Origin of the sequence: Sphingomonas sp. LH128, from assembly GCF_000293195.2 — a bacterium.
Classification (GTDB): Bacteria; Pseudomonadota; Alphaproteobacteria; order Sphingomonadales; family Sphingomonadaceae; genus Novosphingobium; species Novosphingobium resinovorum_A.
Genome location: NZ_ALVC01000186.1, coordinates 1 through 15,968 on the forward strand (window position 1 = coordinate 1; position 15,968 = coordinate 15,968).

Annotated in this window: 9 protein-coding genes and 1 pseudogene; 7 read left to right on the forward strand and 3 right to left on the reverse strand. The window is 68.1% G+C overall.

The features are described from left to right. Positions 1-207 (reverse strand): annotated as a pseudogene (locus tag LH128_RS15490) (hypothetical protein); the annotation flags it as partial. A 257-nt stretch (positions 208-464) separates the two neighbouring features. On the opposite strand from LH128_RS15490, the gene LH128_RS15495 reads away from it, so the two are divergent. The 3 genes from LH128_RS15495 to LH128_RS15505 are packed head-to-tail and all read left to right on the forward strand — an operon-like array spanning position 465 to position 4,519. Beyond that, positions 465-1,364: a WecB/TagA/CpsF family glycosyltransferase gene (locus LH128_RS15495; RefSeq protein ID WP_008830601.1), complete on the forward strand. Its 900-nt coding sequence runs from the start codon at positions 465-467 to the stop codon at positions 1,362-1,364. Positions 1,365-1,391: 27 nt separating this feature from the next. Continuing rightward, entirely contained in the window at positions 1,392-2,927 is a 1,536-nt protein-coding gene (locus LH128_RS15500; RefSeq protein WP_008830602.1) for a hypothetical protein, read from the forward strand. A 20-nt stretch (positions 2,928-2,947) separates the two neighbouring features. Beyond that, positions 2,948-4,519, forward strand: a complete 1,572-nt coding sequence (locus tag LH128_RS15505; protein ID WP_008830603.1) for an O-antigen ligase family protein — start codon at positions 2,948-2,950, stop codon at positions 4,517-4,519. A gap of 109 nt (positions 4,520-4,628) precedes the next feature. On the opposite strand, the gene LH128_RS15510 is transcribed toward LH128_RS15505, so the two are convergent. Together LH128_RS15510 and LH128_RS15515 are read right to left on the reverse strand one after the other, a co-directional pair. Then, positions 4,629-5,933 carry a glycosyltransferase gene (locus tag LH128_RS15510; protein ID WP_008830604.1) on the reverse strand — a complete coding sequence of 435 codons (1,305 nt, stop codon included), beginning with the start codon at positions 5,931-5,933 and terminating at the stop codon, positions 4,629-4,631. After that, positions 5,930-7,306: an oligosaccharide flippase family protein gene (locus tag LH128_RS15515; RefSeq protein ID WP_008830605.1), complete on the reverse strand. Its 1,377-nt coding sequence runs from the start codon at positions 7,304-7,306 to the stop codon at positions 5,930-5,932. The genes LH128_RS15510 and LH128_RS15515 overlap by 4 nt, the downstream gene beginning before the upstream one ends. 261 nt (positions 7,307-7,567) lie before the next feature. Between LH128_RS15515 and LH128_RS15520 the strand changes: the two genes are divergently transcribed. The 4 genes from LH128_RS15520 to LH128_RS15535 all read left to right on the forward strand — a co-directional run. Then, positions 7,568-8,752 (forward strand): glycosyltransferase family 2 protein, encoded by a 1,185-nt coding sequence (locus tag LH128_RS15520; protein ID WP_008830606.1) that lies wholly within the window; start codon positions 7,568-7,570, stop codon positions 8,750-8,752. Then, positions 8,749-9,675 carry a glycosyltransferase family 2 protein gene (locus LH128_RS15525; protein ID WP_008830607.1) on the forward strand — a complete coding sequence of 309 codons (927 nt, stop codon included), beginning with the start codon at positions 8,749-8,751 and terminating at the stop codon, positions 9,673-9,675. Before LH128_RS15520 ends, LH128_RS15525 begins: the two co-directional genes overlap by 4 nt. Before the next feature lie 132 nt (positions 9,676-9,807). Next, positions 9,808-14,463, forward strand: a complete 4,656-nt coding sequence (locus tag LH128_RS15530) for a MupA/Atu3671 family FMN-dependent luciferase-like monooxygenase (protein WP_008830608.1) — start codon at positions 9,808-9,810, stop codon at positions 14,461-14,463. Between the two features lie 3 nt (positions 14,464-14,466). Then, on the forward strand, positions 14,467-15,968 hold a 1,502-nt coding region (locus tag LH128_RS15535), incomplete at its 3' end, for a type I polyketide synthase (protein WP_008830609.1).

A 15,968-nucleotide genomic window follows, 5' to 3' on the forward strand; every position in this document is an offset into this window, starting at 1 on the left:
GGCCGAGGCGGCGTCGGGCATCGCGGCGGCCGACTGGGCGCCGGATACGGCGGGCGCGATCGCCGGACCGGCAGGGCTGCCAGCCTTGACCTGCGCTGCGACCGGGTGGACCGCAAGGCCCATGGCGATCAGCGAAGCGGCCGCCGCAACGGCTCGGATCGACCGGCGCGCGGTGCGCGACCGATGTGAATCGTTCGATTGAAGCATGTCTACCCCCACAGCCGACATCGAATGCCGGTCTGTCGAAAAGCTAACCCCATGCGGTACTTGCCGAAAATTCTCCCATTGGAGGGCGTGCTTATCCGTGGGGAGAAACCCGCATCGGCTCGTCGCGCACACCTTGCGGATATTTCCCAGGGGGATTTTCGGCAGGCGGAATGGGCCTCTCCCTTCACCCTGCGCAGTTGCTCGGGAAGACCACGGCGCAGGGCGGCGGCATAATCGCGTGTGGGGAGGTACGCTCTATGTCGCTTGAACACCTGAACATCACCGGCCTTGAAATTCCTGCGCCCGCACTGGCACCCGCCCTGGGTCTGCCGCTGCCGGATGTGCTCGATCTCGATGCCGGGCATGAGGCTGCCGATCGCGGAGCGCACCGCGACGATGTCGAATTCCTCGACCTCGACTTCACGCCGATCGACCTGCCGACGGCGATGGACGCGGTGTGCAAGCGGCCGCCCACGGCGCCCTTCACCTATATCGTCACGCCCAACGTCGATCATGTCGTGCGGCTGCTGCGGCGGCGTTCGGACTTGTGGCCGGCCTATCGCGACGCGTGGATGACCTTGTGCGACAGCCGCATCCTCGCCCGCCTTGCGCGCGGTGACGGCCGCGAGCTTCCGGTGGTGACGGGCAGCGACCTGACGCTGCGCCTGTTCGAGCAGGGTATCGCCCCCGACGACGCCGTCGCGATCCTGGGCGGCAGCGAGGCCACCGTGGCGCGGATCAAGGATCTCTACGGGCTGCGCAACGTGCGGCACTACAACCCGCCGATGGGCTTCATCAAGGACCCGCGCGAGACGGCGCGGGCGGTGCGCTTCCTCGTCGAGGCGAAGGCGCGCTATTCCTTCCTCGCCGTCGGCTCGCCGCAGCAGGAGATCATCGCGCGGCGCGTCTCGAAAGCGCGCGGCGGGCAGGGCATCGGCTTCTGCATCGGCGCCAGCCTCGAATTCCTGTCCGGCGAGCAGGAGCGTGCGCCGGTGGTCATCCAGCAGATGTCGATGGAGTGGGCCTTCCGGCTCTGCTCCAACCCGCAGCGGCTCTGGCGGCGCTATCTGATCGAGGGGCCGCAAATCTTCCGTATCCACCAGATGTGGCGCAGCAGCCGGGCTCCGGTCCCGGCGCGAACGCCGCTGCACGCATAGGCGCGGGGCATGATCCGGGGGCGAATCATGAACCGCATGGCACTGGCGATGCTGGTCGGAGGGGCGGCATCGCTGTCCGCGCTGCTCTACGTCGGAGGGGCGTGGCAGGCCGCCGGGGGCACCGAACTGCGGTCGGTCCGGGTCGCGCCCGCGCCGGAAACGACCATCGGAATCAACCTGTTCACGCTGCACTGGTACAACCGCCAGCAGGCCTTCGCGAACATGATCGCGCAAAGCGAATGGTTCCAGTCGCGCGGAGAGGGCTGGAGTCCGATGCCTGCAGGCCAGCTCGACGCGCTGGGGTGGGTGAAACAGCTCGAGCCGGGCCAGAGCGCGACGCGGCTGCTTGTCATGCCCGCCGCGCCGTTCCGGCCGGTCGAAGTGCGCTGCACTTTCCTGGGCACCGGCCAGCTTGAAGCCGACGGTGTGGTCGAAGTGACCGGGCGCGGGCCGCACAGCCTCGACCTCAGGCTCTCGCCGACCGGCCAGGAGAACGAGATGGCGTGGATCGAGCTTACCCGCACCGATCCGCGCGACCCGGTGCGCGACATCGACTGCCGCAAGGCAGGCACGCCCGCCAGCGTCCGCTTCGACCCCGAGTTCGTGAACTTCGTGTCGGGCTTCGGGGTGCTGCGCTTCATGGACTGGCAGCGCACCAACGACAACTTGCGCCTGACCTGGAGCCAGCGGGCACTCCCGCAAACCTCTTCGCAGTCCGGCCCGGCAGGCGCGTCGGTGGAGGACATGGTCGACCTTGCCAACACGGTCCACGCCGATGCCTGGTTCACCCTGCCCTTCCACGCCGACGAGGCTTACGTCCGCAGCTTCGCGCAGCTCGTCCACCAGCGGCTCGATCCGGGCAGCCGGGTCTACGTCGAACTGGGCAACGAGGTCTGGAACGACATGTTCGACGCGACCAAAGACGCCGAGCGCGAGGGGCTGGCGCGCGGTCTGGGCGAGGGCAACGCCACTCGCGCCGCGATGGAGCGCTACGCCGAGCGGGTGACCGAGACGATGCGGATCTGGACGCAGGTGTTCGCCGACAGGCCCGGCGCGCTCGTGCGGGTCGCCGCGACGCAGAACGCCAATGCCGGTCTTGCGCGCATGATTCTGGGCTTTCGCGATACCGCCGACTGGGTCGATGCCCTGGCGACCGCGCCTTACGTGTGGATGGACATGGACGCCTACCATGCCGGCGATACCGACCGCGTCTTCGCGGCGATGCCCGCCGCGATCGAGAAGTCGCTCGACATGGCGGGCGAGCAGCGTGAGATCGCCGCGCAGTACGGCAAGCGCTACATCACGTACGAAGCCGGGCAGCACCTCGTCACGCCCGATCTGGCGCTTGCCCGGTCGGTGCAGCGCGATCCGCGCATGGGGCAGGCCTATGCCCGCTATCTTACCGAGTGGCGCGACCGCTTCGGCGACACGATGATGCTCTATGCATCGACCGCGCCGATCTCCGAATACGGCTCGTGGGGCCTGCGCGAATACGGCGGCCAGCCGATCGCCGAGGCGCCCAAGTATCAGGCCGTGCACCGCTTCCTGGAGGCAAGCCATTGAACCGACAGAATTCGTCAGCGATGCCGCTCATCGTAGTGGCTATGCTGGTCACGGCCGCCATCCTGTTCGTCGTCGCCAAGCCGGGATTCTACGGCGCCGTCTGCAGTACGGCAGGCGTGCTCTGGTTCCTGCGATGCCTGCGCGCGCCTCTGCGCGAGGAGATGGCGGTGAAGGCGGTGCTCATCACCTTCTTCATGCCCGCCGTCGCCTGGCTGCTGCCGAACGTGTGGATGCTCTACTTCGTCATGCTGATGTGGGTTCCGCTGTTCGCCCGTCGGTCGGAAGAGATCGCGGGGGTCTATCTGTACAGCCTGATGCTGCTCCCCAGTCTCGACCAGGCGGTCGAGCTGGCCGGCATCAAGCTGTTCGACATCAGCGTGCACGACATGCTGGCCCTGGGCGCGGTCATCGCGATCGTCATTGCGCCCGGCAAGGCGCGGATCGGGCGCGGCGACGACATGCGCGTCGCTGCAGTTCTGCTCGTCATGGTCTTTGCATCGGCCCGCGAGACGAGCCTTACGCACTTCCTGCGCACGACGATCAACATCGGTTTCGATTACGGCATGCCGTACTTCATCCTCAGCCGGGGTTTCAGGGATCTTGCCTCGATGCGCACGGCGATGCGCTGGTTCGCCTGCTCCGGCATCGCGATTTCAGGCGTGCTCGTATTCGAGATGGTGCAGAACTGGCCGATGTACAACGAATTGTACTGGCATTACGACGTGCCCAAGCTGCTCGCGGTCAAAGTGCGCGGTGCCTTCATGCGACCGGGCGGACCGTTCAACGAGCCGACCTCGATCGCGCTGGTCATGACCTTGTGCATGCTTGCCTTGTGGCTCATTCGCGACGATTTCCGGACCCGGATGCGCCATGGTCTGCTCTGCGCGGCCCTGTTCCTCGGCCTTTCTGCGCCGCAGTCGCGCAATGCCTGGGTGGCGCTGGGCATCGCGGTCCTGCTCGCCGACATGTTCCTCGGTCGCTGGAGCGCGCTCGTTCGCAAGGCCGCGCCGACGGCGGCGGCGCTGACGCTGATCTTCGCTGCGGCCAGCATCTACCCGTCCTTCTCCGACTCCCTCGGCCTGTCGGGCCAGGCGAGCGAGACCGGCGAATATCGCCGCGCCCTCTTCGATCGCGGCGTGCAGGAGTTCTGGGACAGCCCGATCGTCGGCTTTTCCCGTGACCAGCTCGAAGTGCGCCTGAACGACATGCGCCAGGGAGAGGGCATCATCGACTACGTGAACTCGTACCTGTGGTTCGCGCTCGTTTCGGGGGTCATCGGGCTGGCAGCCTTCGTGTGGAATTTCACGGCCCCGCTCTCGTACTTGTGGCGCATGCGCCGCGCCGAGATCGCGACGGGGACGGCGGTGCCGGCGGCTTTCGTGTTCGGCAGCCTCGCCGCGCTGGCGGCAACGCTGTTCTTCACGTTCTTCGCCACCCGCATGGCCTACCTGACGATCGGCTTCATGGGTTTCGCCGCCGCCATCCGGGCCATCAGCCGGACTTATGCCGCGCATCAGGCGGAGGAAGAGTACCAGCAGACGCTGCGGCAGCGGCCCGCGTCGGGTGTGCGGCAGGGCTTGGCCTCGGCTTGAGAACCGAGGTCGTCATTGCGAGCGCAGCGAAGCAATCCAGGGCCGCATAAACCGCTCTGGATTGCTTCGCTGCGCTCGCAATGACGAGGGGTGTTCAATTCGCGGTGCGTTAGACCCCGGAAATGGCCGGTGTGCCTTGCCGCGGCTGCTTCGCAGCCAGCCCGGCCCGCGCATTGGCCGGGCCGAGATGGCGGCGGATGACTTCGCTGCGGTGTTCGAAGACGTGCTCGTCGGTAAACGGCGCGCCGTCGCGCGATGCCTTGACGATCAGGTCCGAGAGCCGGGGGCGGTCCGCGTCCAGCCGGGCCAGTTCCCCGGCCAGCGCGGCCCTGTCGCCCATCGGCACGAGCACGCCCGCGCCGTGGACGGAGATGAGGTCCGCCGGATAAGTGCTGCCGTAGCCGACGATCGGACAGCCGGACGCCAGCGCCTCGATCAGGCAGCGCGGCGATTCCGGCGTCAGGTGGCAGAACAGGAAAGCATGGGCGCCGCGCAGTTCTTCGAGGATCGCGGTGCGGTCGGTCACGAAGCCGGGCATCTCGACACGCGCTTCCAGCCCGGCGGCGGCGATGCGGGCGAGCATCGCGGGCCGTTCCGATCCGTCGCCCAGCCAGCGGGCGCGGAAGTCCACGCCCATGGCGGCAAGGCGCTCCAGCACCTCGATCCAGTCGAGCGGGCCTTTCATCGGATCGGCTCGCCCGGTGTAGACCAGCCGCAGCGGCCCTTCGCCTGCCTGCGCGACCTTGGCGGCGAGGCGATCCGCGGCGATGTGGTCGCCGGGCGCGATGTGGATGTCGTGGACCACCTCCGCCGGGCCTGTGGCGAAGGGCGCGTAAGTCTCGTAAGTCTCCCGCCCGTGGAACAGGCCGAGCGAGGCGCGGCGGATCACCGCGCGCTCCAGCCACGCCATCGGCCGGTGAGTCAGCCGGGCGCGCAGGCGCTCCTTCCAGGGGCCGCTCGCCGACGACTTGCGGACGACTTCGGATTCCACGCGGTCGGTCCACACGGCGAAGGGGCGGCCCATGTCGTGGGCTGCGAAACCGGCAACCGCGCCCCAGTCCCCGAACAGGCCGCCGATCGCGAAGCTGAGCCACTGCGCCTCGGCGATCAGCCTGCGGATATGGCGACGCGTCGCCGGCAGATGACGCAGGAACTGGTCCGGCCGGTAGGCCATCGGCAGCATCTCGAAGCGGACCCGGTCCAGCTTGCCGCCGGTGTCGGAAACCGGCACCCAGCCCGCAGGAACCGGCTCCGGGCTCAGCGGCATCATGACGATGACGCGCGCGAAGTTTGCGGCCCACAGCCGCAGACCGTTCACCGCCTGCGCCTCGACGAAGAGATTGCCCGCCGCATCGCGGTGCAGCGGCACCGGCGCATAGATCAGCAGCGTGTCATTGTCGGGAATGTCGCTCATGTCAGGAACGGGCCCAGCACGAGATTGGCCCCCACTCCGAGAAGCGCGCCGACGAGCCCGGCGCCGAGGAACAGTCCCTCCTGCCACAAGTCCAGCAGGTTCACCTGCCACATGCGCCACCACTTCAGCCCCAGCGCCGCGCCTTCGATGGTGCCAACCGTCACGACCAGCCCGATCTGTCCCCACAGGAGATAGCCCGCGGTTCCCATCACGATCAGCCACGCGAGCTTGGCGAGGTTGGCTTCGAAATAGGCGCTGACCCGGCCGGTCGCGATCAGGCTTTCGTTCGCCGCGTTGGAGGGCATCGCCAGCAGCGAGGAGATGCACAGGATCTGCATGTAGAATGCCGTCTCGGCGTAGATGGAGTGGTAGAACAGACCGATGATGAGCGGCGCACTGCCGATGATCCCGCCGGTCGCGGCGGCGTAGAGGATGGAGGGCAGTCTTCGCCGGGCATAGAACTGCGCCTTCAGGTCGCTCGCGCCTTCGCGCCACAGCGCGGCATAGGCGGGCAGCAGCACGCGGCTGGTGTAGTTGCCCGCGAAGGCCAGCGGCGCGGAGGCGAGGTTGCCAGCAAGGACGTAGAACCCGAACTGGTCCAGCGGCATGAACTTGGCCAGCACCAGCTTGTCGCACTGGGTGACCATCAGGTAGATGATGCTCGATCCCGTGACGTAGCGGGAGAACGCCCAGAGCGCCTTCAGCGTCTCGCGCTCCAGCCCGAAGGCGCGCCGGGCGTCGGGGAACACCACAAAGCTCAGCAGCGACTTCAGCCCGGTGCCGATGAACATGCCGCCCAGGATCGCCCAGTAGGTCGGCCAGGCCCATGCCAGCAGCGCGCTCGCCGCGATCTGCATCATCAGCGCGAAGAGTTCGACGCCCGACAGCCGCAGGATGCGGCCGCTGCGCAGCGCCGTGATCATGCTGGTCGATGCGAGGCCGTCCACCAGGAACAGCAGCGAGGCGGCGGCGATCAGCGGGGCCAGTTCGGGCCTGCCGAGGACATGCGCCATCGGCACCGCCAGCAGCGCCATGATCGCCGTGAGGAGCAGCGAACGGAGCACCGCCACCGTCCACACCGTGTCGAGGAAGCGCTTGCGGTCGCCGTCCTTCTGCCGGACGATGAAGCCCTGGAAGCCGAAGTCGCTGAGCAAGGCGATGGTCAACTGCAGCGAGGCGATGACGCCCGATATGCCGAACACCTCCGGTGCCAGCAGCCGGGTGAGGATCATGCTGCTCACCGCCCGCAGCAGGTTCGTGACCACCACCGAGGCGACGACGACGTTGGTGTCCCGCAGGGCAGCGCCGCGCAGTCGGCTCATCAGGCCGGGGCGGAGCGGCGCCCATCCGGCGCTCGGGGCCTGCGCGGTCATTGTGTCGCGCTTCCGGGCGTCACGCGTCCGGTCATCGTGCGCGCAAACGGCAGCCGACGATGTGAGCAGAGCCCGATGTGCACGCAGCAACTCTCCTTGAAAATCCGCAATGAAGCTTCGGGTTCAAGTCTATTGGCCGGGGCGGTCCGGTGTCGATCATGAGAACTTCCAAGGGAGTTTCAGGGCTGCCCGGCCCCTCGGCGGCTCCTTATCCTCGGCCCCGGTGAAGCTGGCGCCGTGGGGCGCGAGAGGGGGAAGCGGATGGATGTGCTTGCGCTCGCCGATCGCATGGCGCTGGGTTTTGCATGGTGGATGGCGGTCGCGGCGGGGTTACCGACGGCGATGCTGGCGCTCGAATGCCTCGTCGGTGCACGGCGTGGACCTTCGGTGGAGAGCGGGGAGGCGCCGTCCTTCATCGTCGTCATGCCCGCCCACGACGAAGCCGCCGGGATCGAAGCTAGCGCCCGCGCGGCTCTGGCGCAGCTGCGCGGCGGTGATGAACTGCTGGTGGTCGCCGACAACTGCTCCGACGATACGGCGGCAAGAGCACGCGCGCTGGGCGCGACGGTGATCGAACGCCGCGACCCCGACCTTCGCGGCAAGGGTCATGCGCTGGACTACGCCCGCGCCTTCATCGCCGGGCATCGTCCGGACTGCGGCGCGGTAATCGTGCTCGATGCCGATTGCCGGGCGATGCCGGGCTCCCTGACGGCGCTGGCGGAGACGGCGGCGCGGCGCGATGCCGCCGTGCAGGGCATCTTCCTGCTTGCCGCCCCGCGCGATGCGGGCGCGGTCGTACGGGTTTCCAGTTTCGCCTTCCTCGTCAAGAACCTCGTGCGGCTGCAGGGGCTGGCCCGCCTGTCCGGCATGGCGCTGCTGCAGGGTTCGGGCATGGCCTTTCCGCGCGCGATGTACTTGGAAATGCGCTGGCCCGGCGGCTCTCTGGTGGAGGACCTGGAGATGGGTCTCGACCTGCTGCTCGCGGGCAGGCGCGTGGTCGTCGAGCCCGGTGCCCGCATCCTGAGCGCCACCAGTTCGGTCGAGGGCACAAGCAGCCAGCGCCGCCGCTGGGAGCACGGCATGATGCAGACCGCCTGGCGCTACGTTCCCAGACTGCTGGCGCGCGCGGTACGGCGCCCGGCGCTGGCGGTGGTGGCGCTGGACCTCATGGTGCCGCCGACCGTGCTGCTGGCGCTCTGCTCGGCGGCCGCTTTGGCGATCGTGCTCGCGCTGGCGGGACCGACGGCGCCGTTCCTGACCTTGCTGGCGGCTCAGGTCGCGGCGGCGCTCGGCGTGTCGCTCGCATGGTGGCATCACGGGCGCGACGCGCTGCCGTGGTCGTCCTTGCGCGAACTGCCGGGCTACTTCGTCTGGAAGCTGCCGCTGATCGCCCAGTTCGTGACCCGGCGCGAGCGGGAGTGGACCCGCACGGAGCGCCTGCCATGACGCCAGTAGGCTTCGTCATCATCGGCCGCAACGAAGGCGCGCGCCTGACCTTGTGCATCGACAGCGTCACGCGGACCGGACAGCGGGGGGTCTACGTAGATTCCGGCTCGACCGACGGCAGCGTGGAGCGGGTCAGGGCACGGGGGCTGCCGGTGGTCGAACTCGACCCCACCGCGCCCTTCACTGCCGCACGGGCGCGCAACGCCGGGCTGCAGTGGCATCTCGACAATGACCCGCAACTGGAACTCGTCCACTTCATCGACGGCGATTGCGAACTGATCCCCGGCTGGCTCGAAAAAGCGCGAACCGTGATGCTGGCCGACCAGCAACTCGCCGCCGTCTGCGGCCGCAGGCGCGAGAAGGCTCCGGACGCCAGCCGCTACAACCGGCTGTGCGAGGCCGAGTGGAACACGCCCGTCGGCCTCGCCGAAAGCGTCGGCGGCGATGCCCTGCTGCGGGTCGCGGCGCTGCGCCAGGTCAACGGCTACGACGAGACCCTGATCGCCGGGGAGGAGCCGGACATGTGCCATCGCATGCGGCGGCGCGGCTGGCTCATTCGCCGGATCGAGGGCGACATGACCATCCACGACGCGGCGATGATGCGCTTTGGCCAGTGGTGGCAGCGCAACCGACGCAGCGGCTATGCGACGGCGGAGGCACTGGCGATGCGCGGCGCGCAGGACCCTGAAGCGGGGCGCGACTTGCGCCGCAAGGTCCTGAGCAACGTGGTCTGGTCGCTGCCGCCGCTATGGCTGCTCTGGCCCGTGCTGTGGCTGCGCATTCGGGCGCGCAAGGACCCGCTTCAGGCGACCTGGCTGATCCTGGGCAAGTTGCCGCATCTGCAGGGCCAGATCGATTACTGGCGCCGCCGCAAGTCCCGGCACATCACGGCGCGGCCCGCCCGTCTGATCGAGTATAAGTAATTCGCTCCCTAAAACACCCAAGTAACCATCCATGGTGAAAACAGGGGCGGGGTTTGGGACATAGTTTTCCAAATTAAGCCCCAATACAGTCGGTATCGACTTGGGGGAAATCATTCAGGCGTGGGGCATCACATGGCGTCTTTCGACGACTTCACCGGCAACGGGCAATCGCCTGTTGGTTCGGACATGAGCAGCATTCTCATCGGTAATGAAACCCTGCTCGCGGAATGCGGCAGGCTGCTCCTCGATCGCGGGCACCGGATCGCCGCCGTCGTGGCGGCGCCGATGTCTCCCGCCGCCGACTGGGCGCGCCGTCACGGCATTGCGCTGTTCGAGAAACCGCGCGCCCTGTTGGCGGCCGAAATCGGCAGCGTCGACTACGTCTTCAGCATCTCCAACCTCGCCGTCCTTCCGGCCGAAGTTCTGGCGCTGGCTTCGCGCGCGGCGATCAACTTCCATGACGGGCCGCTGCCCGAACTGGCAGGCCTCAACACCCCGGTCTGGGCGCTGCTGGACGGAGCGCCGCGCCACGGCGTGACCTGGCACCTGATGACCGGCGCGGTGGACGAAGGCGCCATCCTCGCCGCCGAACGCTTCGACATCGCCAAAGAGGAAACCGCGCTGTCGCTCAACACCCGCTGCTTCGAGGCGGGCCTGCGCTGCTTCGAAGGGCTCGTCGCCGATCTGGGCGGCGCGGTCGCAGCGGCCGTCCGGCAGGACCGCGCGCCCGATCGCATGGTCGGCCGCGCCGACCGCCCGCAGGCGGCCGCCACCATCGATTGGAGCCGCTCGGCCGAGGAGATCGCCCGCTTCGTCCGCGCGCTCGACTTCGGCGCTTACGCCAACCCGATGGGCGCTCCAAAGGCGCTCTTGGACGAGCATCTGTTGCTGGTACAGCAGGTCACGCCGCTCGCCAGTGCATCGGGCCGCGCACCGGGCACTATCCTCGTCTCCGGCCCGACACCTGTGGTCGCGACCGGTGATCTGGACATGCGGATCGATCGCCTCGCCACGCTTTCGGGCGAAGTGTTGAGTGGTGTGCAGGTCGGTGAACTGCTCATCGGGGCGGGCGGATTCACCGTGATCGACGATACGCGCCGTGATCAGCTGGACGGCCTCGATGCCGCCGCCGGACGCTACGAGGCATGGTGGCGCCGCCGCCTGCAGCAGCGCGAGAGCCTGCAACTGCCGCAGTTCACGCCGCGCGTCGGTGACGGGCCTGCGCAGCCCTTCGTGCTGGACCGCGCCTTGCCGCAGGGGCTGGGTGCCGGCGAGGCTTTGGCCGCTCTGGTCGCATGGCTGGCGCGCGCTGCAGACCGCGCGAGTGTCGAGATCGGGTACTGCGACTGTGTCAGCCGCGCGCGACTGGACGATGTGGCGGGCTGGTTCGCGCCAGAAATGCCGCTCAAGGTTGCGGTCGATTTCAGCGCTCCCATCGCCGCCTTGCGCGATACGCTGGAGCGCGAAGTGGCAGGAATGCACCGCCGCGTGGCCATTTCCGCCGACCTCATCGCCCGCAGCCCGGAACTGCGCGGGCGGACCGGCTTCGACCACCCTGTCAGCATACAGGTCGTGAAGCGCCTCGACGAAGCGCGCGCCAGCGACGCCGTACTCGACATCGCCGTCTGCGCCTCCGAAGGCACGCTGCGTTGGACTTGCGACGGCACCCGTCTCGCCCGCGCCGATGCCGAGGACCTTGTGCGCGGCTTCGAGGCGATGTGCGCAGGTGCCTCCGATGCGCCGGTCGGCAGCCTGTCGCTGCTCGAGCCCGAGGAACATGCGCGGATCGTCGGCGCCTGGAATGCGACCGAAGGCCCGTTCCTCACCGGCCCCGCCTGGTATCACCATTTCGCCGAACAGGCGGCGCGCACGCCGGAAAAGCCGGCGGTGACCGCCCTCGGCACCTCGCTGACTTACGCTCAGCTCAATGCGCTTTCCAACCGCATCGCCCGTGACCTTGCCGCGCGCGGCGTAGGGCCGGAGGTTCTCGTCGGGCTGCACCTGTCGCGCTCTGTCGAGATGCTCGCCTGCCTTATCGGCGTGCACAAGGCGGGGGGTGCCTACGTGCCGCTCGACCCGTCCTATCCGCGAGATCGCATCGCGCACATGGTGGCGGATTCGGGCCTCGGCCTGATCCTCAGCGAGACCGCGCTGGCGGGCGATCTGCCGCAGACGGACGCGCCGATCCTGCACGTCGATACCATGCGCGAGGTCTTCGCCGCATGCCCGTCCGATCCGTTCGACGGCGGCGCAGAAGGCGCGAATCTCGCCTACATGATCTACACCTCGGGCTCGACCGGCTTGCCCAAGGGCGTCATGGTCGAGCACCATAACCTGTTGAATTTCTACGCGGGAATGGACCGCAAGATCGCGCCGGACGGGACGTGGCTTGCCGTCACCAGCCTCAGTTTCGACATCTCGACGCTGGAACTGATGTGGCCTTTGATGCACGGCTATCACATCGTCATCGCCAGCGAGCGCGAAGTGCGTGGCGATGTGCCGGAAGTGGTCGCCGTTGATGCGCGCCCGGTCGGTTTCAGCCTGTTCTACTTCGCCAGTTCCAGCGCGGGCAGCGCGGCCGAGCAGTACAACCTCCTGCTGGAAGGCGCCCGCTTCGCCGATGCCGAGGGCTTCGAGGCGATCTGGACGCCGGAGCGACATTTCCATGACTTTGGAGGACCTTACCCGAATCCCGCCGTCGCCGCAGCGGCGATCGCGGCGATCACGTCGCGGGTGCAGATCCGTGCCGGCAGCGTGGTCGGGACCTTGCACCATCCCCTTCGCATCGCCGAGGAGTGGGCGCTGGTCGACAACTTGTCCGGCGGGCGCGTGGGGATTGCTTTCGCCTCCGGCTGGCAGCCGGACGATTTCGTCCTGAATCCAGTGGCTTATGCCGATCGCGCGGGCGTTCTCAAGCGCTGTGTCGAGGATGTCCGGGGCCTGTGGCGGGGCGAGGCGCGGGCTTATCCGGGGCCGCTGGGGCATGACGTCTCGGTGCGCACGTACCCGCGTCCGGTCCAGTCGGAGCTGCCGGTCTGGATAACTTCTGCTGGAAATTCAGAGACTTTCCGCGAGGCAGGACGGGTCGGCGCGAATGTGCTGACGCACCTGCTGGGGCAGTCGATCGAGGAGGTGGCGACCAAGATCGCCGCCTATCGTAGCGCCTGGCACGAGGCCGGGCATTCGGGAGAAGGGCGCATCACCTTGATGTTGCACACTTTTCTTGGAGAAAGCGAAGATGCGGTGCGCGCGGCCGTCAAGCCTGCGCTCATCGAGTACCTGCGCACCTCGACCAATCTGCTCAAGCAGTACGCCTGGTCGTTTCCGGCTTTCAAGACGCCGCAAGGTGCTGAAAGACTGGAACTTTCCGACATTTCCGAGGAAGAGACCGACGCCCTGCTCGACCATGCCTTCGAGCGCTACTTCGAGACCAGCGGCTTGTTCGGCACGCCTGAGGACAACGTCGCACTGGTTCACCGCCTGTCGGCGATCGGCGTCGACGAGATCGGCTGCCTTGTCGATTTTGGCGTGGATTCCGAGACGGTTATCGAACATCTGCCGCAAATCGCGCAGTTGCGTACACTGGCACTCAACGGCACTCAACAGGACCATAACGCCGCAGAACGCCCGCTGCACGACCTCATGGCGCGCCACGGGGTGACGCACCTGCAGTGTACGCCGTCGCTGCTCCAGGTACTCGCGAGCGACCGGGCTGCCCGCCCGCGCCTGCAGGCACTCCAGCACCTCATGGTCGGCGGCGAAGCGTTCCCGCCGCAACTGGCGACCGACATGACCGGCCTCGTTTCCGGCACCGTCATGAACATGTACGGGCCGACCGAGACGACCGTGTGGTCCGCCGTCCACGCGCTGGATGAAGGGGGCGCGCCGCCGCTCGGCAGGCCGCTGCTCAACCAGCAGATCTACATCCTCGACCGGCGGCTGCAGCCGGTGCGGCAGGGCACGCCGGGCGAGCTGGTCATCGGCGGCGCGGGGGTCGTGCGCGGTTACCACGACCGGCCCGAGCTGACCGCCGAACGCTTCGTCGCCGACCCGTTCAATCCGGGCGCGCGCGTCTACCGCACCGGCGACCTCGCCCGCCAGCGCGAGGACGGGACGCTCGAATTCCTCGGCCGCCTCGACCATCAGGTGAAGATCCGCGGCTACCGCATCGAACTGGGCGAGATCGAGGCCGCGCTCACCGCGCACCCCGAGGTTACCGAGGCCGTCGTGGTCGCCCGCAAGGAAGGCGCCGCAACCCGCCTCGTCGCCTACCTCGCCCCGCGCACCGGTGCCCCGGCGGTCGAGGACTTGCGCGCGCATCTGCGGGAGCGGCTGCCCGACTTCATGGTGCCGGGCAACTTCGTCCTGCTCGAAGCCCTGCCGCGCACGCCCAACGGCAAGATCGACCGCAATGCTCTGCCCGAGCCCGTCAGCGTGGTCGTCGACAACATGGACGACAGCGCCGCCCCGGCGACCGGCGTGGAGGCCCAGATCCAGGCGATCTGGTGCGACGTGCTCAAGCTGCCGCAAGTGCGCCTGACGGAGAACTTCTTCGACATCGGCGGCCACTCGCTGCTCGCCATCCAGGTCCACCGCCGCTTGTCCGCCGAACTCACGCAGCCGGTCGCGCTGACCGACATCTTCCGCTTCCCGACCATCGCCGCGCTCGGCGCGCACTTGTCGGGCGGGCAGGACGATGCCGCCGCGCTCGCCGGTCAGAACCGCGCCGAAATGCGCAATCAGGCACGCAATCGTCGCGCTACCGCCCGCATCGGCGTGAGGGTCTAAACCATGCACCAGCCCATCGAAGAACCGTTCGACCCCTCGCTCGACACCTCCAGCGCGGTGGCCATCGTCGGCATGGCGTGCCGCTTCGCCGGGGCGCACGGCCCCGAGGAATTCTGGTCGCTGCTGAGCGAAGGCCGCGACGGGATCGAGACTTATTCCGAGGAGGAACTGCTCGCCGCCGGGGTCTCGCCCGCGCTGCTGCGCAACCCCGACTACGTGCGCCGCGGCGCGCCGCTCGCCGACATGGAGTGCTTCGACGCCGCGCTGTTCGGCCTGTCCAAGCGCGATGCTGCAGTCATGGACCCGCAGCATCGCCACTTCCTCGAATGCTCGTGGGAGGCGCTGGAGGACGCAGGCCATACGCCGCAGGGCTTTGCCGAGGGAACAGGCGGCGTGATCGGCGTCTTCGCGGGATCGGGCCACAACGCCTACATGCCCTACAACCTGCTCACCAACGGCAAGCTGGTGAACGAGGTCGGCCTGTTCCTGCTGCGCCACACCAGCAACGACAAGGACTTCCTGACGACGCGGGTGTCGTACCTGTTCGACCTCAAGGGGCCGAGCATCAACGTCCAGACCGCGTGCTCGACCTCGCTCGTCTCGATCCACATGGCGGCGCAGAGCCTGCTGTCGGGCGAGTGCGACATGGCGCTTGCGGGCGGAACCTCGATCGAGCTGCCGCACCGCCGGGGCTACCTCTACGAGCAAGGCGAAATCCTGTCGCCCGACGGCCTGTGCCGTCCCTTCGACGCGGACTCCAAGGGCACCGTGTTCGGCAGCGGCGTCGCCGTGGTGGCGCTGCGGCGGCTGGAGGATGCCATTGCAGCCGGCGACCACATCCATGCGGTGATCCGGGGCTCGGCGATCAACAACGACGGCGCGCGCAAGGTCGGCTACCTCGCCCCCAGCGTGGACGGGCAGGCGGCGGTGATCGCCGAGGCCCTCGCGGTGTCCGGCATCGCGCCTTCGGCCATCGACTATGTCGAGGCGCACGGCACCGGCACGCCGATCGGCGACCCGATCGAAGTGGCGGCGCTGCGGCAGGTCTTCGCGCAATCTGGCGCAAGGCCCGAGCCCTGCGCTTTGGGTTCGGTGAAGGCCAACATCGGCCACACCGACACAGCCGCAGGCGCGGCGGGCGTCATCAAGGTGGCGCTGGCGATGCGCCACGCCGAGCTTCCCCCTGTTCCGCATTTCGGGGCCGCAAATCCCGAATGCGCGCTGGATACTGGCCTTTTCCGCGTACAGGCCACCAGCGCGCCCTGGCTCCGGCGCGACGATCGCCCCCGTCGCGCCGGGGTCAGCTCACTCGGCGTGGGGGGCACCAATGCCCACATCGTCATGGAGGAAGCGCCGCCGCGCGCGCCAAGCGGGCCGAGCCGCCGTCGCCAGCTGCTGATGACCTCGGGCGCCACGCAAGGTGCGGCGGATGCCAATGCTGCGGCGCTGTCCGCGTATTTTGGGGCGCAGCATTCTGCGGCAACCACCTCCGTCATTGCGAGCGA

Bases quoted from the DNA above. Each gene is read 5' to 3' on its own strand.
- LH128_RS15495 (WP_008830601.1), top strand. From the start codon at position 465: ATGTCGCTTGAACACCTGAACATCACCGGCCTTGAAATTCCTGCGCCC.
- LH128_RS15500 (WP_008830602.1), top strand. From the start codon at position 1,392: ATGAACCGCATGGCACTGGCGATGCTGGTCGGAGGGGCGGCATCGCTG.
- LH128_RS15505 (WP_008830603.1), top strand. From the start codon at position 2,948: ATGCCGCTCATCGTAGTGGCTATGCTGGTCACGGCCGCCATCCTGTTC.
- LH128_RS15510 (WP_008830604.1), bottom strand. From the start codon at position 5,933: ATGAGCGACATTCCCGACAATGACACGCTGCTGATCTATGCGCCGGTG.
- LH128_RS15515 (WP_008830605.1), bottom strand. From the start codon at position 7,306: ATGACCGCGCAGGCCCCGAGCGCCGGATGGGCGCCGCTCCGCCCCGGC.
- LH128_RS15520 (WP_008830606.1), top strand. From the start codon at position 7,568: ATGGATGTGCTTGCGCTCGCCGATCGCATGGCGCTGGGTTTTGCATGG.
- LH128_RS15525 (WP_008830607.1), top strand. From the start codon at position 8,749: ATGACGCCAGTAGGCTTCGTCATCATCGGCCGCAACGAAGGCGCGCGC.
- LH128_RS15530 (WP_008830608.1), top strand. From the start codon at position 9,808: ATGGCGTCTTTCGACGACTTCACCGGCAACGGGCAATCGCCTGTTGGT.